The organism is Escherichia sp. WS338 (genome assembly GCF_046486405.1).
GTDB classification, from domain to species: domain Bacteria; phylum Pseudomonadota; class Gammaproteobacteria; order Enterobacterales; family Enterobacteriaceae; genus Escherichia; species Escherichia coli.
In genome coordinates, this window is the sequence record NZ_JBJQLL010000039.1 from 1 (window position 1) to 18,347 (window position 18,347).

Genomic DNA, 18,347 nt, shown 5'->3' on the forward strand with positions numbered 1-18,347 from the left:
ACCATACGAATCGCCCGCTGACGGACTTCGGGGGAAAAACGAGTATTTTTAGTCATCCTGTTTACCTCTTTCTCAGGGAGTTTAGTCTCCAGGATTTCCGGGGCGGTTCACTTGTTAAAGTCTTTTGCACTTAATCCATCAGTCTGATAGCGACCAAGGTTGTCGCGAGCATATTCAGTTGGCATTCATTTCCCTTACGCAATGGATAATGTCCCTATTACCTGGCCGTCGTATTGGAAATGGCGAATCATTTCGCGGATCCAGGTGGCAGGTGGGAGTTTTAATTTTTTGCCAACAGTCATACCCTGAGACTCATCCTCAAGCCCGGCGGCGAGCGTCACAACCCAGCGTAGCTCTGCTATGCCCCACATACGGTAAGCCAGCAAATCCGGGCGATATTGCTCATCGGGAAGAACGTAATAAATCGTCAGATTCTTGTCGTTCGATTCACACATAAGCATCACCTCTTTGCGTAGCTCTGCCCTGAGTATTGGATCGGCTATGTTGCGGTCGTCATACCGCGACAGAGGATATTGCCGGGTGCTTTGGGTTGTAGTGATTGATGTAGCCATAGTCAGCCTGCCAGAAATAGATGATGGTGATTCTACCGCTAGTCATTTGTTGATTATTTAACTCAATAAAAGAAAATTATTAGTGCAATTTTGATTGTGAAATGTATCATTCTGCCCTTAAGTAGGTTCTTCACGAGGAAACAAAATTGGCAGAACGTGTTGATGATGCAGAGCTGAGCATGAATCAGTTAGAAGCTCTCAAAGACATGGCCATCGATAACATCAGAAAGCAGGCACAGGTCGTGAGTCAGGTATTTACAGGTAAGTGTCGTTACTGCAATGAACCGATTGAATCAGGCATCTATTGTGACGCTGAGTGTGCGCAATGGCACAGGGAAGAGCAGGCAGCAAAACAGCGTAAATATGGCATGCGACCGGCAGGATTTGACTGATTATGTTGCGCTTTACTGAGGAAGAGTTTCAGGCTTTTAGTGAGCGTAGAAATAAGGGGCAGTCCAGGCCAAAAACCAAAAAGGATCCATTCTTATCGCTTGCGCCGGTAAAAGAAGTTTCTCCACATGCGAAGGCACTTGCAGCACTGGCAAAGAACCCAGACCTGCGCGACGGAAATTGCGAGCACTTCGAGCAGGTTTTCATTTTTGATTACTTCGAACGCAAGCACCCTGACATCTATGAGCTGTTGCATGCAACGCCTAACGGAGGGAAACGTTCAAAAGCAACCGCCGGGAAAATGAAGGCTGAAGGGCAGAAAAAAGGTTATCCGGACATGAGTCTCGATAAAGCATGCGGTATTTATCACGGCATGCGAATTGAGCTTAAAGAACCAAATGGTAAAGCCCCGACGAAAGAGCAGATCGCCTGGATGCGCAGGCTTAGAGAGGAAGGTTACTACGTCGTTCTTGCGTATGGTGCAGAACAAGCGATAACCGCCATCCTGGAATACATGAGCCTTAAAAAGGGTGAGGCTATTGAGCATGTATTGAACGGTGACAAGTGGTTGTTCGCTACGTGAAATAATAAATTAATTAGTGCATATGTGTTCTTTGATACAGCGCACATTAACATCGGGAGAATAATCGTGTCATCCAAGGCTAATTATGAATCGCTGGCATCGATCATGCCGCGTAATGAACAGGAAGCAGATGCTGTAGTGGACCCGGTAATCGCTGAAATGAATGCTCGCCTGGAGGCTGAATTTGCAGCTGAGAATGAACATACCACCCAGGGCGACTAGGACTGTTTTTTGTGTCGGTAGCGGTCCGTCACTCACTCGTGAGGACTGTGCTGCTATAGAAAAAACTGGCTGTTCAATCATCGCGGTTAACAATTCCTGGCAGATGTTCGATGACATTTATGCCTTATACGCCGGTGATTTGTCATGGTGGAAGCAATACGGATCCACCATACCGGGAGGGAAATTCCGCAAAGTGACAGCCAACCTGGCGGCGGCGAAATCATTTTCGTTGGAGTACAGGCGATATTGTGGACCGGCGGAAGGGGTAAATAGCGGCGCGCAGGCTATCAGTCTGGCTGCTGAATCAGGGGCTGAAGTAGTTGTATTAGTCGGCTATGACTGTTCTCTGCAAAACGGCCTTCATTGGCATGGCGCGCACCCTCAAGCCCTACGGAATCCAACGCAGGTGTCTATTTCAAAATGGCAACAGCAGTTCCTGGATACCCGCAAAAAACACGCAGATTTACATATTTTGAATGCAAGTAGGAGCAGTGCAATTCAATGTTTCCCAAGAATAAATTTAGAGGCAGTGATCGCGTTATTATCGTCGGCAGTGGCCCAAGCGCCGCAAACTTTGTTGCGCCGCGCGGAGTGCCGATTATAGCGGTCAATGGGGCCATCGACTGGCTGAACCGCGCTTCTTATTTTTTCACACTTGATCCATCGCCAGACAATATGCGGCGCGTTGGTCGTGGCCGCCGTCGCCGTGGTGTTTGTTATTGCATGGCACTACCCGATGTTAAAGAACGTGAAGTCAGAGACGGCGTTCTGTGCTTCCGTCGTGTGGCTGAACGTGGCATGGAGCCAAAAAATATGAATTCTCCCGAGTGGTGGGCGTGGCGCTGGTCCGCACATTTCGGACTTTGCGAAGATGAGAATGAAATTGCCAGCGGCAATAGTGCATATGGCGCTCTGAACCTGGCTTTCCATATCGGATTCAAACATGTCGCCCTGGTGGGCGTTGACGCTACACAAGAACCACGCGTTCACTCCGGCGGCACGCCAAAAAATCTAAGTCACCTGCCTTTGTTATTCCAGTCTGCGCGTGAACAGATTGACGTTGTTTCATGCGGGAAAATGGGAGGTATTCCGCAGATGACTCTTAAAGAATGGCTGAAGAATACATGATGGCACCCACAATTTATCACCGTATCGACGGTACCAAATACAGGAATGTCTGGGTTGTTGGTGATCTGCATGGTTGCTACACCAGACTGATGTCCGAACTCCATCGTGTGGATTTTGACCCGGCGCAGGATTTACTGATATCGGTCGGCGACCTTATCGATCGCGGTACTGAAAATGTCGAATGTCTGGAACTATTGCAGATGCCCTGGTTCAGGGCAGTGATGGGGAACCATGAGCGGCTGATGATTGATGCGTTAAGTCCAGATGGCAACGTGAATAACTGGCTAATGAATGGCGGACAATGGTTCTTCATGCTGGACACTGATCAGGAAATATTAGCCTGGGCGCTGGTGGAGCTGGTAAAGCGTCTGCCCTATATCATTGAGTTGAACACCGGGCAAGAAACTATCGTTATAGCCCATGCCGACTATCCGGATAATGAATACCAATTCGGTAAGGAGGTGCCGCTTTTCAACGTTGTCTGGGCGCGCGAGCGTATCAGTGATTCGATGGATGATATTGGTGGCGAAATTTCGGGCGCAGATCGTTTTATCTTTGGTCACACTCCGGTGAAAAGCCCGAAGACATTCTGGAATCAGCAGTATATCGACACTGGTGCCGTATTTTGCGGAAACCTGACATTGATGAAAGTGAAAGGTGATGGTGCAGCATGAAGATTGCTTTAGTTTTTCGCTCTGGTGGTGACTATAACGCTTCCGATGTGCAGTGGCTGGTTAATCAACTGCCAAAAGGCTATGAAATTATTTGCCTGACAGACCTGAAGCGTTTACATGTACCTGGCGTCAAAGTTGTCCCATTGATCAACCAGTGGCAAAAGTGCCGTGGCTGGTGGGCGAAAATCGAGTTGTTCCGACCGGATATAACAGATGATCTGTTCTATCTGGATTTGGACACAGTTATTGCCGGTGATATACGCCCAATCCTTGAGAATCCACCAACCAGCTTCACCATGCTTAGGGATTTTTACCATCCACAATATCGTGGTAGCGGTGCCCTGTGGATACCAAATAGTGTAAAAGCGCATATCTGGAGTTCATTCTGGCAAGATCCGGAAGGTTGGATTTCTCGTTGTGTCACTACTGAGTGCTGGGGTGATCAGGGGTTCTTACGGAAGGTTATGGGCGATGATACACCAGCATTTCAGGATCTGTATCCAGGATGGTTTGTAAGTTACAAGGCCGATGTTGTGGAACCTGGTTCAAAATATGCGAGCGCGCGTTACTCCAGGGGGAATGGGGCATTACCAAAGGACTGCCGAATAATCTTTTTCCACGGCAAACCGCGACCTCGCGAAGTGTCAGAGGATTGGCTTCCCCTTATTAGCTCGTTTTTTGAGCGAGAATCAGAATAATATTGCTCTAATAATTCCATATTTTTAAAACGTGATGTACACTCATCACGTTTTTTATTAGAGCAATCCAAAAGGTGCACTATGTGGCCATTCCGACGGAAATATCACTACTGGCTGATCGCCTTTGTTACGCCGACCGGCGGTATCAGGCATGTCATCACCAGGTATCGCAACAAGAGACTCACCTTAGCCAGAATTTTACAGGCTGCCATAGGTGAGGGACTGGATACAAATTGCGTAGTCCTTCCTCCTTCATACTTAGGAAAAATGACCGAAGCACAAGCTAATACGGAACTTTGAAATGAGCACTTCAGCACAAAACCAATCAATCGAAAATGTATCTATCCCTGATGTCCTGAATGCCGGTATCCCGGCCATTATCCAGAACATCCGGGCCGCGCAACGCCGCGTTAGTTGTGATGACCTCACAGCACGTTTTTTTGATAATGCGGTTCAGTCAGCGGAGATGCTTCACGCACAGCTTATTGATGTTTATAACGCAGAAGCTGATAGCCATAACTCCCTGGTAGATGCAGCTGAAAATATGCAGTTGGATCTCGGTCTGAAGGGTAAAGAAATTGAAGAGCTTCAGCTGGAAATTGAACATTTGAAACGCCAGCAACAGGACTCGATCGACGATGCGACGCATGACGCCAACCAGCGCGCTGATAATGCCGAACGTATAAGCATTGAGCTGGAAACAAAACTCAATGAAATGACCGCGATGGTTGAACTGCGGAACTCACAGATTTCAACGCTAAAATCTCAATATAAAGAGATCATGAAACTTGATCCTTTTAACCTTGAGAAACGCTATAACAAAGCTAAAAGCGAGCGACAGGAACTGCGTAAGCAGGTCGCCGACCTTAACCAACAGCTCAAAAAAACTATTAAAGATGCAAGCGAGGCGCGCGTGGCATTTGCTAATAAAAAAGCAGAGGTTACCGCGCTGGTTAATGAGAATGCCAAATTTGCGACGCTCAAGAAGGAAATGTATGGCATTACTGAGCGCCGTTTCCCTGCAAGCAAACTTCATCCGACGTTAGGGCAAATCTCCTTCTTCCCGCGCCTCCTGGCTTATGGGATCTCATCGCCTAAAGAGTTCAATAACGAGCGTCCTTATATCGTTTCTAAGCTGGACTTTGCTTATCAGTTCTGCTGCGACATGGGCTATGCCATTGATATCCGAATCAACGAATGGTTGATGCCAAACTTCCAGCCGTTGGCAATTTTCCGCGAGTTCCAGCCGGAAGGTTGGGTAGAGTTCTTCCATGAATTGATCTGTAAAGAGATGGAAAGCCGCCGCCCGGAACTGGTCCGTCGAGTTGAGTGGGCGCAAGAGGTTATGTTAGCAGATGCAGAGCTGCCATTCGAACCGGAATTCATTGATGATCTGGCAACTAAAGGGCTGCATACCCTGTTTGATGTGGTTACCCGCCGTCATGAGCAGTTGGTTGTCGAATTGGGTTTAGAGGAAACTGCGGCAAGAAGACTTCTCGATGTTTGCTATGCACGTAGCGATGCATGGGAAAAAGAGAACGGCGGCACTATTTACGTTCGCTGATAGTTACAGTGTCACTTTTAATGCTGGTGGAGTGCTCCCACCAGCATTTTTTTCGTCCAATGAGGAGGGCATTTGAGTATTTTCAATAAACACGCACACCAGGAACGTCCGTACATCGTCATAGTAGATATTGATGGGACGATATCAGAGGCAACGGAAGACAGGCTGCATTTACTTCCACCACCTGGCAAAGGTGCATTAACAGAGCACTGGAACGAGTTTAACCTTGCCTGTGACACTGATGCTCCCATCACTCCAGTTATTGATATGGTGCGCCAGTTGTCCGGCATTTACACCCTCTGGTTTGTAACCGGGCGCTGTGAGATAGCCAGGGATAAAACACGAGCCTGGTTGCGTAAGCACGTAACAAATGGGGCTGAGCCTTTGCTATCTATGCGTCCTGCCACCGATGACAGAAATGACGGTCCAGCAAAGATTGATCTCCTGAAGAAAATTGGTATAAGTAAAATTGCGTTCGCGCTGGAAGATAAGATTGAAGTGGCGCGTGTTTTCAGGAGTCACGGCGTACTTACGTTAATGGTCAGGGAGTATGAAAATGCGCTTCTTCATCAACAATAATTGCTCTAATAAATCTTGATTTTTAAAACGGAGAGGGTGAAAATAAAAACATGCCGCAAGGGGCGCGGCATATATCCAATCAATCACAGGAGCTGAAGATATGAACACGGCATTCAAAATCATTATGACCGCGATCTATTTCTGGCTGTTCTCTATCACTTTTGGCGGCATCGTCGCGCATGGGTAAGGGGAGTATATTAGCCATTTGGAACCCCACGAGCTCTTGCGGGTTTAATTAAGAACCCGCAAGAAAAACACGAATTGGGCTATATTTTTCCGCCTACGCCTTTAAACTTCTCAATAAACGAGACGATTTTCTGGAAAACTGCCTGTTTTTTCGTTTTATATTGCGGATTCAACGGACTAAGTTTTGGTAATGTTTCGTTTAATTCTGTGCCATTTTCGGTGGCGTATTCGCGTTTTAAAGACGTGCGAATATAGCGTTTTGCTGCATCTTCATTGAGATTTTCTTCTTTTATCAATGCTTCTGCTTCACGTTGCTGTTCGCGTTGAGCAAACGTAAAGAATGCCTCAATGATACTGGCTTTGTCTGGTAAATCATCCAGGTTCGTTTGCTGAATAAAATCGACCACCAGGCCCTCTTTCGCCCGGTTCCCCAGGCTTGAACGAATTAAGCGTTTGACCTCTTCGATCATTTCGCCCTTGCCTTTATTTTGTCTGTTGTGTTCGAAAATCAGTCCAAGGATATAATCCAGGTTTATTTCCTGAGACTTCAGCAAATCGACCTCAAAAACCACGTCATCCCAGTCAGTGGTTGATTTTTCTTTTTTATCAGCTTCTTTCTCGCGGCGCTGCCAGTCACGAATATCGTTATAGGCAGAACGATAATCCTGAATCTTGCGTTCAGCAGGGAGACGAATCGTTTGCAATTCAGCGAACTTTTCATCATCCACATAATGTTCTTCTTTGAATTTTTCTACCGCAACAGGATCGCTAAGATCGATTTGTTGCAGGGCTTTCAGCGTGGCAAATTCATCATAGTTTTGCAGGATGTTCTCGGCACGCAGGTATTCGCCAAACAGTTTAACGAAGTCTTTCTTCTCTTTTTCACTTTCAATACTGGTAGGGTCAGGGAACCGTTGTTCCAGTTCTGAAACTACTGTCATGAAGCCGCGTTTAGCTTCACCAGTAGTAGCATCAGTAAAGCCTTCCATATACTCTGTATAACTCTTTTCTAACACCACATTTTTGGTGTTTTTGTCACCAAACAGCGTTATGGCATCAATAGTTGAGCGTTCCAGATCCCGGAAAGTGACGATATTACCGAAGGTTTTAGTTGCATCATAAATACGGTTGGTGCGGGAAAATGCCTGCATCAGGCCGTGAAAACGCAAGTTTTTATCGACGAATAGCGTGTTCAATGTTGGAGCATCGAAGCCGGTTAAAAACATCCCCACGACAATTAGCAGATCGATATCCTGATTTTTAACCCGCTGGGCTAAATCACGATAGTAGTTCTGAAAACCGTTACTGTCGGTGCTAAAGTTAGTTTTAAAATGGCTGTTATATTCACGAATTGCAGCGTCCAGAAACTCTTTAGCACTGCTGTCCATTGCGCTGGTATCAAAAGTTTCATCGGAAATTTCACCAATGGCATTTTGTTCTTCATTGGCGGCAAAGGAGAAGATTGTCGCAATACGCAGCGGTTTATAGGTAGCCGATTTATTAGCGGCTTCTTCTTGTAACCGTTTAAACGTCGCATAATAGGCTTTCGCGGCATCCACGCTGCTCACTGCCAACATAGCATTAAAACCTTTTGAGCCAGGGAAGGTACGGTGAGTTTTCTGGCGGAAATTATTCAGAATATATTGCGTGATTTCCTGAATACGCATGGGATGAAGAAACGCCTGCTGATTTTCAGCCGCACTTAGTTTTTTCTCGTCAGTTTCTGTCTCTAAAGACTTAAACTGTGGCCGCACATCGTTGTAGTCCACCTTGAATTTGAGCACTTTTTCGTCACGAATCGCATCGGTAATTACATACGAATGCAATTCACGACCAAATACGCTGGCGGTTGTTTCTGAGCCTAAGGCGTTTTCCGGGAAAATAGGGGTGCCGGTAAAACCAAGCTGATAATAGCGTTTGAATTTCTTCTTCAGGTTTTTCTGCGCTTCTCCAAACTGGCTGCGGTGGCATTCATCAAATATGAACACCACTTGCTGATTATATACAGGCAGGTCGATTTCTGCTTTCATCAGGTTATTGAGTTTCTGAATAGTAGTGACGATAATTTTGTTATCGTCCTTATCCAGATTTCGTTTAAGGCCTGCGGTATTTTCCGAGCCGTTGACGCTGTCTGGCGAAAAACGCTGATATTCCTTCATGGTCTGGTAATCGAGGTCTTTTCTGTCGACCACAAAGAAGACTTTATCAATAAAGTCCAGCTCTGTTGCCAGACGCGCGGCTTTAAAGCTGGTAAGGGTTTTACCAGAACCGGTAGTGTGCCAGATATACCCACCGCTTTCCGGTTTTGACCAGTTCTTCGCTGTAAAGGAGCTCTTAATTTTCCACAGAATGCGCTCGGTGGCGGCAATCTGGTACGGTCGCATCACCAGTAGCGTCTGACTACTGTCAAACACGCTGTAGTTCACCAGAACATTCAGCAGAGTATGTTTCTGGAAAAAGGTAGCGGTAAAGTCTTTGAGGTCTTTAATCAGCGTGTTGTCTGATTTCGCCCAGTTCATGGTGAAATCAAAACTGTTTTTATCGCGCTTTGTGGTGTTGGCAAAGTAACGGGTATCGGTGCCGTTAGAAATGACAAACAGTTGCAGATACTTAAACAGGGAATTTTCGCTGTTAAAACTCTCTTTACTGTAACGATGTATCTGGTTGAAAGCCTCACGAATCGCCACGCCGCGCTTTTTCAGTTCGATTTGTACCAGTGGTAAGCCATTAACCAGGATCGTGACGTCATAACGGTTAGCATGAGAACCCGTCTGTTCAAACTGCTGGATAATCTGCACCTTATTGCGCATGAGATTCTTTTTATCTATCAAATAGATGTTCTCAAGTCGCCCGTCGTCAAAAATAAAGTCGCAGATATAGTCGATATGGATTTTACGGGTTTTATCCAGAATACCATCGCTGGGGTTGTCCAGATACTGCTCCGTGAAGCGCCGCCACTCGCTGTCATTAAACATCACACCATTGAGGCTCTGAAGCTGTTCCCGAACATTAGACAGCATTGCCGACTGTGATTTTACGGAAATAAATTCATAACCCTGATTCCGCAGGTCCTGAATCAGTTCACGTTCCAGGTCCGATTCGCTCTGGTAGCTGTCGCTTGTTTGCTCAGCTTTGATGTACTTATCAAGGACGATAAAGTTATTGGATTCAGCAATGGTGTGTGTTTGATGAGTCATAGCGCATCCTTTGTGCCGCCTGGCAAGAGCCGGAAGGGCGTTAAGAGTGACTTCCGGCGCGTAAAAAATAGTCTATATACTGACCGGGTGTTAAGGTGGCCCGATCGGTAGCAATGGTCAATTAATTACTGACAGTTTCAGGTTTCGGGAAACTGAACAGTAAATCACGGTAGTATTCGTATTGTTTCTGGCGCAACTCGATTTCACGCGGGAGACCTTCAGTGATGGAGTTGGTCAGGGTGTCGAATTTATCGAGTATTTCGACAATGCGAGCTTGTTCTTCTGAAGGTGGTACAGGTATTGGGAATTTTAAAAACATTGGTCGACGAAGTGAGGTAACCGATGAACTTACTGATGCTTTTTGAATATAGGTAAAAAAATATGCTGTTATATAGTGATATACAAATCGCGGATTCATAAATGCATTTGGGACAATACGATATGCTCTCTGATGCAAAGCATATTTACCTTTAGCGTAATGAAATACCTTCCCCACCCCGGCACCATCTCCAGCTGTAATGATTGCTGTTTCATCAAAATCAAATACATTTAACTTTAATGGCTCACGTCCACGTGCATAAAAAATATATTTGCCATGTTCTATAGCATCTTGCGTATCATGGTTACCTGTTCCTATAACAGCCACTTCCCCCAAAGTCTTCCACTCAACCTCACCCTCTTTAAAACTCAACAACTGGTCACGATAGTAGTTGTACTGTTTTTTACGCATGTTAAGCTCAGCGGTAAGCTCAGCGGTAAGTGCAGTAAATTTATCCAGAATCCGCACGATTTCAGACTGGATGGTCAGAGACTTTTCTGGATTGTTTGAACTGGGAATTGGAATTTTAATTTTAGATAAATCGCCACTGGAAACCCGTCGGACTTTAGCTCCAGTAATATATTTCATTTTTTGTGTTTGAAATATTTCGGACTGGAAAAAATAGGCGAGATATTTAACATTTTGCTCGTGGCGAAATAACATCATATCTCCGGAAATAGCAACGTTATCGCCAAGCCAGGCTAAAGGTTTTACTACATCTTCATCGTTTTCTGATGTTGTTGCTAGCAATAAGTCATTTTTTTGAGCCTTTCTCAGCTTATTGGCTAGTTCTGGAAGCACGTAAGTAAATGTTTTATCAGCTGATAACCCATACCTTGTATAAATCTGACCGTAATGTATTGCTGGAAAACCACTTTCAACGAAATCTTTTTTCTGTAGTCCATTGCCACGTATGAAATCGCCAAGCTCTCCCAGTGACAACCATTCAACATCAACTCCATCCAGCAATTTGTTCAGAAAGTTCAACCCACTCATGATTGCGCCTCGTAACCTTCAATCTTTGCCACAATTGAGTCGATATCCTTACGTAACTGTTCGATTTTGCCGACGGTGCTTTTCAGCTCTGCATTCAACTCAGCGATATCGATAATTTCGCGAGTATCTTTCGCTTCCACATAGCTGCTCACCGACAGGTTATAGTCATTCGCGACAACAGTCTCAAACGCAACAGATTTCGCCAGATGAGCAACATCTTCCTTGCTGGCAAATACCTGCATAATCTGTTCGATATGGGCATCGGTCAGGATATTGTTGTTGGTCTCTTTTTTGAACAGTTCGCTGGCATCAATAAACTGAACGTTGGTATCCGTTTTATGTTTGGACAGAACCAGAATGTTTACGGCAATGGTGGTGCCAAAGAACAGGTTCGGAGCCAGTGAAATTACGGTTTCGACATAGTTATTATCGACCAGATACTGACGGATTTTCTGCTCTGCGCCGCCACGGTAAAAAATACCCGGGAAGCAGACAATCGCAGCACGACCTTTGGCCGAAAGATAGTTCAGCGCATGTAATACAAACGCAAAGTCAGCTTTGGATTTGGGGGCCAGAACGCCAGCCGGGGCAAAACGCTCATCGTTAATCAGCGTCGGGTCATCGCTGCCAATCCATTTCACCGAATACGGCGGGTTAGAAACGATGGCATCAAACGGTTTTTCATCTCTGAAGTGCGGTTCAGTCAGCGTATTGCCCAGCTTGATATCAAACTTGTCGTAGTTGATGTTGTGCAAAAACATGTTCATACGCGCCAGGTTATAGGTCGTATGGTTGATTTCCTGACCGAAAAAACCTTCTTCGATGATATGGTTATCAAACTGTTTTTTCGCCTGCAACAACAGTGAGCCGGAACCCGCTGCCGGGTCGTAGATTTTGTTAACGCTGGTCTGCCCGTGCATAGCCAGTTGTGCAATCAGCTTGGAGACGTGCTGCGGTGTAAAGAACTCACCGCCTGACTTACCGGCATTTGCCGCATAGTTAGAAATCAGGAACTCATAGGCATCACCGAACAGGTCAATCTGATGTTCGTTGAAGTCACCAAGTTTTAACCCTTCAACCCCTTTCAGAACCGCAGCCAGGCGGGCATTTTTATCTTTAACGGTGTTACCCAGGCGGTTACTGGTGGTGTCGAAATCAGCAAACAAACCTTTGATGTCAGCTTCTGAAGGATAACCGTAAGCAGAACTTTCGATAGCAACGAAGATACTGTTTAAATCTGCATTCAATCTGTCATTGGTATTTGCTTTCGCAGCTACGTTGCAGAAAAGCTGACTGGGGTAGATGAAGTAGCCTTTAGTTTTGATGGCATCGTCTTTAATGTCATCAGTAATTACGCTGTCATCCAGTTTCGCATAACAGATACTGTCATCACCGGCTTCAATATAACTGGAAAAATTTTCGCTGATAAAACGGTAGAAAAGTGCGCCCAGAACGTATTGCTTAAAATCCCATCCATCGACCGAACCCCTGACATCGTTAGCAATTTGCCAGATTTGACGATGAAGCTCTGCACGTTGTTGAATACTTGTCATTTTCATCCACTTATTTCAGGCTTATGTAATTGGCGGTGATTCTACAGCAACTTGGATGCTTTAGCAGTTCGGACATTAGGCTACGAATGACCTGCCTAGAGGTTTGTTAAGCCGCAAAGTGCTGGTGCTTTATGCCTGTGAAGTTTATAATTGTGTACACATAACGAGTACACGAGGTGTTTATGCAATCCATTAACTTCCGTACCGCGCGCGGCAACCTTTCTGAAGTGCTCAACAATGTTGAAGCCGGGGAAGAGGTTGAAATCACCCGCAGAGGCCGTGAGCCAGCAGTAATTGTCAGCAAGGCTACTTTCGAAGCCTACAAAAAAGCGGCGCTGGATGCTGAATTTGCATCCCTGTTTGACACCCTGGACTCCACCAACAAGGAACTGGTTAACCGATAATGAGGCATATATCACCGGAAGAACTTATAGCGCTTCATGATGCGAATATAAGCCGCTACGGCGGCCTGCCGGGAATGTCTGATCCGGGTAGGGCAGAGGCCATTATCGGGAGAGTTCAGGCCAGAGTTGTGTACGAAGAGATCACCGACCTTTTCGAAGTCTCCGCCACCTACCTGGTGGCTACAGCGAGAGGGCATATATTCAATGATGCCAATAAGCGTACCGCGCTAAACAGCGCGCTGCTATTTCTACGCCGTAACGGGGTGCAGGTATTTGATTCACCTGAACTGGCAGACCTTACTGTAGGCGCTGCGACTGGCGAGATATCTGTATCTTCTGTCGCCGACACGTTACGTAGATTGTATGGTTCTGCGGAGTAGATTAATGGCACGTAAATACAACAAGTTGTCCCGTGAAGCGTTAAAGATGCTTCTTGATGGCGTGAGTCGCCGCGAGGTAAAGCAATACCTGGTTGGTAAGCAAATTGGTGCCAGGACCGCTATTGCTGTGTTATGCCGTCAGGAAATGGTTGTGCTTAACCAGAGAATGCCGGGCAGCAGATAAAGCCCAATCAGTGATTAAAGGTGTGATGTGAAAGCCGTAATTACTCCCTTTGTACAGAAAGAGCTTGGCCTCGCCACGTTCAAAGTGGATCAGGAGGTCAGAAAGCTGGTGGAGGCTGGCCGTAAATTTATTATGGAGCCGGTGCCGCGTGAGTTAATCGAGCACATGGAAGACGGCCTCGTTGTTACCGAGCAAACCATGGCAACAAATGAGGCGTTGCAGCCGTTTTTTAACAGCGATGAACTGTTTCGCCGTATTGGTGGAATTGACGCGCTGGTGGCGTGGTTGCGTAGGAAAGAGGGTCAATGCCAGGCCGCAGATCGTAGTTGGTGTGACAACCATATTGTCCACGCTGAACGAGACAATAGCGCGGTGTTGTTGTGCTGGCATCACGATAACCATTACCGGATGCGTGGTTTTAATGAGCTGAAAGAAACGCTGCACAATAATCGCGTTAACTGGATACTGGATGTCGCCCGTCAGGAAATGGGCCTTTCAAATAGCCATGATTTAAGTATTCAGGAGCTGTGCTGGTGGGCTTTCATGCGCAACATGATGCACCTGATGCCGGAAGAAGTCTGCCGCATATCAATAAATAAGATGAAGGCTACTCCGCAGGATAGCGGACCTCTGAAAGAGGCGGATATTCGCCCGTATGACGATCGCGCTACAGCATATGTTCAGATGATGGAAGAACGCGCCGCGCCGATGCGTGCAAAAGTATGCCCTGTGGATGTTGACTCCGACCCAGGTATGGCGCATTTCAAGATACCAAAACTTCAATCGCTAAAATTGCCCGAGTACATGGACTTTGTGGCTTCCCGTCCATGCTGTGGCTGTGGAGCTGCGGGAGCTGGCGCTCACATTACGCCTTATATCGTTCGTCATAGTCGATTATGCGCGCATGACATTTATGCTATTCCTCTGTGCCAGTCATGCCAGCGTGATATTGAGCGTGACCGCGATAATTGGGAGAAGACGCACGGTAGGCTGGCGATGCATCAACGATTGTTCTTTGATTACGCGCTTGGAGTCGGCGCTATCACAAGTCATTCGTCGAGCGTTAGATAAAATTGCTCTAATGTATTGCTATTTATTTAATCGAGGGTATTATATTCGACGTTGATTAGTTGACATGGGCTAATCAGTAGGTGACAGGATGTTACTTAACTGGCAGGGACGCCACTTCATGGAAATAAATCACTCACGAATAACATCGTACGAGATTGCGGATTACATGATCCGCACTAAATCTCTTCTATCAGCGAAAGAACTCGCAGCAATTCTTGAAAAGGAATACCCGCATCTGGATGTCGATAAGCGCGATGTTTATCTGCGCTTAAAGGCTATCGCTGTGTCTAAGTATTCGTCTGTTTTGATTGATGACAGTACACGCCCACGTAGATTTCAGATCCACTCTCTGAATCCTGAATTCTTTCGCCGCAGCCGCGCTCCGCGCCGGTTTGATGAAAAACTCCAGAACGAACTCTATATGACGCAGGACGAAAAGGAACGCCGGGAGCACCAGCCTTGGGTGGTGGCGCGTCAACTTTTCAATAAGGTGGTCCGTCAGCACCGTCATTACGGTAATGCCACATCCGCACGTATCTGATTGATTGCTTGCCCGTTCCGGGCCTTTTGACATGTGACTTTCGTTACCCTCGCGTCAAAAAGAGTTTTATACGAAAGGAAGCATAAGTGACCTGGGACGATCACAAGAAGAATTTTGCTCGCCTGGCGCGAGATGGTGGTTACACCATCGCACAATATGCCGCCGAGTTTAATCTCAACCCAAACACCGCACGTCGTTATCTCCGTGCATTCAAAGAAGACACCGGAACAGCGGACAGCCGTAAGCCAAATAAGCCTGTCAGAAAACCACTAAAAAGCATGATCATTGATCACGCTAATGATCAACGTGCAGGTGATCACGTTGTGGCTGAAATGGCTGAAAAACAAAGAGTTAATGCTGTTGTCAGTGCCGCAGTCGAGAACGCGAAGCGCCAGAATAAGCGCATAAATGATCGTTCTGATGATCATGACGTGATCACCCGCGCCCACCGGACCTTACGTGATCGCCTGGAACGCGACACCCTGGATGATGATGGTGAACGCTTTGAATTCGAAGCTGGCGATTACCTGATAGATAACGTTGAAGCGCGGAAGGCCGCGCGCGCTATGTTGCGTCGGTCCGGGGCTGATGTTCTGGAAACCACTCTTCTGGAAAAGTCTCTCTCTCATCTCCTTATGCTGGAGAACGCCAGGGATACGTGTATTCGCCTGGTGCAGGAAATGCGCGATCAGCAAAAAGACGATGATGAAGGTACTCCGCCTGAATACCGTATCGCGAGCATGCTAAACAGCTGTTCCGCGCAGATAAGCAGCCTGATCAACACCATTTACAGCATCCGGAATAACTATCGAAAAGAAAGCCGGGAGGCGGAAAAGCACGCTTTGTCTATGGGGCAAGCTGGCATTGTTAAGCTGGCATACGAACGAAAGCGTGAAAATAACTGGTCAGTGCTGGAAGCAGCTGAATTCATCGAGGCGCATGGCGGGAAAGTGCCGCCCCTGATGTTGGAGCAAATCAAAGCCGATCTGCGTGCTCCTAAGACCAATACCGATGATGAGGAAAGGCAAACAGCCGTCGGTGGCCCTTCTCTTGAAGATCTGGACAAAGTTGCGCGAGAACGGGCCGCCAACCGCCGCGCCGATGCCGCATTGTGGATTGAGCAGCGTAGGGAAGAAATCGCCGATATCGTTGATACAGGCGGTTATGGAGATGTTGATACTGAAGGTGTATCAAACGACCCATGGCTGGAACAAGACCTGGACGAAGACGAGGAGGAAGACGAAGAAGTTACCCGCAAGCTATACGGGGATGATGATTAATGGCCAGAAGTTGCGTAACGGATCCACGTTGGCGCGAGCTGGTGGCGCTATATCGTTATGACTGGATTGCTGCCGCTGATGTTTTGTTCGGCAAAACACCTACCTGGCAGCAGGATCTGATTATTGAGTCTGTGCAGGAACAAGGTAGCAAGACATCTGTTTCGTCTGGTCACGGTACCGGGAAATCAGACATGACTTCTATCATGATCATGTTGTTCATAATCATGTATCCCGGTGCCCGTGCCATTATCGTTGCGAACAAAATTCAGCAGGTAATGACCGGTATATTCAAGTACATCAAGATAAACTGGGCTACTGCCACCAGCCGTTTTCCATGGCTTGCTGATTATTTTGTTCTGACAGAAACCGCTTTCTATGAGGTTACTGGTAAAGGTGTATGGACTGTAGTACCGAAGGGCTTTCGTCTGGGAAGTGAAGAAGCTCTCGCCGGTGAACACGCAGATCATCTTCTGTATATTATCGATGAAGCCTCCGGTGTCAGTGATAGAGCTTTCGGTATCATCACCGGTGCTCTTACCGGACAGGATAACCGCATCTTATTACTGTCACAGCCTACACGCCCAAGCGGCTATTTCTACGATACTCATCATAAACTGGCCAAGCGTCCTGGTAACCCTGATGGCGTTTATACGGCGATCACGCTTAACAGTGAGGAATCACCGCTGGTAACGCCAGCATTTATCAAAATGAAGCTGGCGGAGTACGGCGGGCGTGATAACCCTATGTACATGATTAAGGTACGCGGACTATTCCCTAAATCACAGGATGGCTTCCTTCTTGGACGTGATGAGGTTGAACGTGCGACGCGGCGGAAAGTCAAGATTGCCAAAGGATGGGGCTGGCTTGCATGTGTGGACGTTGCTGGTGGTACGGGACGGGATAAGTCCGTTATCAATATCATGATGGTGTCCGGCCAGAGAAATAAACGCCGTGTAATCAACTATCGAATGCTGGAATACACAGACGTTACAGAAACGCAGCTTGCCGCCAAAATTTTCGCAGAATGTAATCCTGAGCGATTTCCAAATATCACCATAGCGATAGACGGTGATGGGCTGGGTAAAGCAACGGCGGATCTGATGTACGAGTATTATGGTATTACCGTACAGCGTATACGCTGGGGTAAAAAGATGCATAGCCGTGAAGATAAGAGCCTGTACTTTGATAAACGTGCTTATGCCAACGTTCAAGCCGCAGAGGCCGTAAAATCTGGTCGTATGAGACTGGATAAGGGTAATGAAACTATTGAGGAAGCGTCGAAAATCCCTGTAGGGATTAACTCCGCAGGTCAATGGAAGGTGATGAGTAAGGAGGATATGAAGAAAAAACTCAACCTGCACTCACCAGACCATTGGGATACATATTGTTTCGCTATGCTGGCGGATTATGTTCCCCAGGATGAAGTGCTTAGCGTCGAAGACGAAGCGCAGGTTGATGAAGCTCTGGCATGGCTTAATGAATGAATATTTGCTCTAATAAATTGTGTTTTTTAACTACCGATGTTACATTGAACCTGACCTCTTGCGCCTTGAGGCATTTTCGGTTTATGCTTATCAGGCACCTCAGTAAAACGGGTGCCGGGATTGAGACCCCGGATAATGCAAAAGGCGACACAGACGCCAAAAGCGTCTTTTTTTGTGTCATGCCATCGCACAGCCATACGTAGCGTTTAGCTCAGAGATCAATGGTAGTGCTGGCTGGGCTGCCGAAAGGCAGGCCGGTTCCCTTTTGCGCCGGTAGTCTCAACCCAGTCAGTGCTACCGCCATTGAGATTGAGACCTCACGCGGTAGCTCCTTAAATTAGC

The 18,347-nt window shown here is 46.8% G+C and carries 20 protein-coding genes; 16 read left to right on the forward strand and 4 right to left on the reverse strand.

All coding sequences use genetic code 11. The features are described from left to right. Positions 1 to 194 precede the first annotated feature (194 nt). A complete protein-coding gene (locus ACJHWT_RS21675; RefSeq protein WP_001361632.1) occupies positions 195 to 455 on the reverse strand; it encodes a hypothetical protein in 261 nt (86 codons plus the stop codon). Between the two features lie 263 nt (positions 456 to 718). On the opposite strand from ACJHWT_RS21675, the gene ACJHWT_RS21680 reads away from it, so the two are divergent. From ACJHWT_RS21680 to ACJHWT_RS21715, 8 genes are all read left to right on the forward strand, one after another. Beyond that, positions 719 to 964 carry a hypothetical protein gene (locus ACJHWT_RS21680; RefSeq protein WP_000840930.1) on the forward strand — a complete coding sequence of 82 codons (246 nt, stop codon included), beginning with the start codon at positions 719 to 721 and terminating at the stop codon, positions 962 to 964. A gap of 2 nt (positions 965 to 966) precedes the next feature. Continuing rightward, the gene (locus tag ACJHWT_RS21685) at positions 967 to 1,545 is read left to right on the forward strand and encodes a VRR-NUC domain-containing protein (RefSeq protein WP_032153789.1); all 579 of its coding nucleotides are present in this window, start codon (positions 967 to 969) and stop codon (positions 1,543 to 1,545) included. A gap of 66 nt (positions 1,546 to 1,611) precedes the next feature. Further along, positions 1,612 to 1,767, forward strand: a complete 156-nt coding sequence (locus ACJHWT_RS21690; RefSeq protein WP_000095380.1) for a hypothetical protein — start codon at positions 1,612 to 1,614, stop codon at positions 1,765 to 1,767. 501 nt (positions 1,768 to 2,268) lie between these two features. Then, entirely contained in the window at positions 2,269 to 2,895 is a 627-nt protein-coding gene (locus tag ACJHWT_RS21695; RefSeq protein ID WP_000484109.1) for a hypothetical protein, read from the forward strand. Continuing rightward, positions 2,892 to 3,569 carry a metallophosphoesterase gene (locus tag ACJHWT_RS21700; RefSeq protein ID WP_001354545.1) on the forward strand — a complete coding sequence of 226 codons (678 nt, stop codon included), beginning with the start codon at positions 2,892 to 2,894 and terminating at the stop codon, positions 3,567 to 3,569. The genes ACJHWT_RS21695 and ACJHWT_RS21700 overlap by 4 nt, the downstream gene beginning before the upstream one ends. Further along, positions 3,566 to 4,267 carry a hypothetical protein gene (locus ACJHWT_RS21705; protein ID WP_000684849.1) on the forward strand — a complete coding sequence of 234 codons (702 nt, stop codon included), beginning with the start codon at positions 3,566 to 3,568 and terminating at the stop codon, positions 4,265 to 4,267. Before ACJHWT_RS21700 ends, ACJHWT_RS21705 begins: the two co-directional genes overlap by 4 nt. Positions 4,268 to 4,568: 301 nt before the next feature. Further along, positions 4,569 to 5,831 (forward strand): hypothetical protein, encoded by a 1,263-nt coding sequence (locus ACJHWT_RS21710; protein WP_075660652.1) that lies wholly within the window; start codon positions 4,569 to 4,571, stop codon positions 5,829 to 5,831. Between the two features lie 72 nt (positions 5,832 to 5,903). Beyond that, on the forward strand, positions 5,904 to 6,410 hold the full coding sequence (locus ACJHWT_RS21715) for a 3'-phosphatase (RefSeq protein ID WP_052893075.1): 507 nt from the start codon (positions 5,904 to 5,906) through the stop codon (positions 6,408 to 6,410). Positions 6,411 to 6,676: 266 nt separating this feature from the next. Here the strand turns inward: ACJHWT_RS21715 and ACJHWT_RS21720 are convergent, their stop codons facing one another. From ACJHWT_RS21720 to ACJHWT_RS21730, 3 genes are all read right to left on the reverse strand, one after another. After that, positions 6,677 to 9,793 carry an HsdR family type I site-specific deoxyribonuclease gene (locus tag ACJHWT_RS21720; RefSeq protein ID WP_127976849.1) on the reverse strand — a complete coding sequence of 1,039 codons (3,117 nt, stop codon included), beginning with the start codon at positions 9,791 to 9,793 and terminating at the stop codon, positions 6,677 to 6,679. A 121-nt stretch (positions 9,794 to 9,914) separates the two neighbouring features. Next, positions 9,915 to 11,108: a restriction endonuclease subunit S gene (locus ACJHWT_RS21725; protein ID WP_127976848.1), complete on the reverse strand. Its 1,194-nt coding sequence runs from the start codon at positions 11,106 to 11,108 to the stop codon at positions 9,915 to 9,917. Continuing rightward, positions 11,105 to 12,661, reverse strand: coding sequence for a type I restriction-modification system subunit M (locus ACJHWT_RS21730; protein ID WP_072651262.1), 1,557 nt, complete (start codon positions 12,659 to 12,661; stop codon positions 11,105 to 11,107). The genes ACJHWT_RS21725 and ACJHWT_RS21730 overlap by 4 nt, the downstream gene beginning before the upstream one ends. Positions 12,662 to 12,843: 182 nt before the next feature. Here ACJHWT_RS21730 and ACJHWT_RS21735 point away from each other — a divergent pair, with 182 nt between their 5' ends. The 8 genes from ACJHWT_RS21735 (at position 12,844) to ACJHWT_RS21770 (ending at position 18,346) form a co-directional block, all read left to right on the forward strand. Further along, complete coding sequence (locus ACJHWT_RS21735) at positions 12,844 to 13,065, forward strand: type II toxin-antitoxin system Phd/YefM family antitoxin (RefSeq protein ID WP_001190712.1); 222 nt, start codon at positions 12,844 to 12,846, stop codon at positions 13,063 to 13,065. Then, positions 13,065 to 13,445 (forward strand): type II toxin-antitoxin system death-on-curing family toxin, encoded by a 381-nt coding sequence (locus tag ACJHWT_RS21740; RefSeq protein WP_001694510.1) that lies wholly within the window; start codon positions 13,065 to 13,067, stop codon positions 13,443 to 13,445. Before ACJHWT_RS21735 ends, ACJHWT_RS21740 begins: the two co-directional genes overlap by 1 nt. A 4-nt stretch (positions 13,446 to 13,449) precedes the next feature. Next, positions 13,450 to 13,629: a PdcA protein gene (locus ACJHWT_RS21745; protein WP_127976847.1), complete on the forward strand. Its 180-nt coding sequence runs from the start codon at positions 13,450 to 13,452 to the stop codon at positions 13,627 to 13,629. Positions 13,630 to 13,656: 27 nt separating this feature from the next. Further along, the gene (locus tag ACJHWT_RS21750; protein WP_000648827.1) at positions 13,657 to 14,700 is read left to right on the forward strand and encodes a DUF968 domain-containing protein; all 1,044 of its coding nucleotides are present in this window, start codon (positions 13,657 to 13,659) and stop codon (positions 14,698 to 14,700) included. 88 nt (positions 14,701 to 14,788) lie between these two features. Further along, positions 14,789 to 15,241 carry a Late promoter-activating protein gene (locus ACJHWT_RS21755; protein WP_032333508.1) on the forward strand — a complete coding sequence of 151 codons (453 nt, stop codon included), beginning with the start codon at positions 14,789 to 14,791 and terminating at the stop codon, positions 15,239 to 15,241. 86 nt (positions 15,242 to 15,327) lie between these two features. Continuing rightward, positions 15,328 to 16,521: a terminase gene (locus tag ACJHWT_RS21760; RefSeq protein WP_000219605.1), complete on the forward strand. Its 1,194-nt coding sequence runs from the start codon at positions 15,328 to 15,330 to the stop codon at positions 16,519 to 16,521. Then, complete coding sequence (locus ACJHWT_RS21765; protein WP_000124159.1) at positions 16,521 to 18,005, forward strand: hypothetical protein; 1,485 nt, start codon at positions 16,521 to 16,523, stop codon at positions 18,003 to 18,005. Before ACJHWT_RS21760 ends, ACJHWT_RS21765 begins: the two co-directional genes overlap by 1 nt. Positions 18,006 to 18,226: 221 nt before the next feature. Then, positions 18,227 to 18,346 (forward strand): ash family protein, encoded by a 120-nt coding sequence (locus tag ACJHWT_RS21770; protein ID WP_071527722.1) that lies wholly within the window; start codon positions 18,227 to 18,229, stop codon positions 18,344 to 18,346. Position 18,347: the final 1 nt, after the last annotated feature.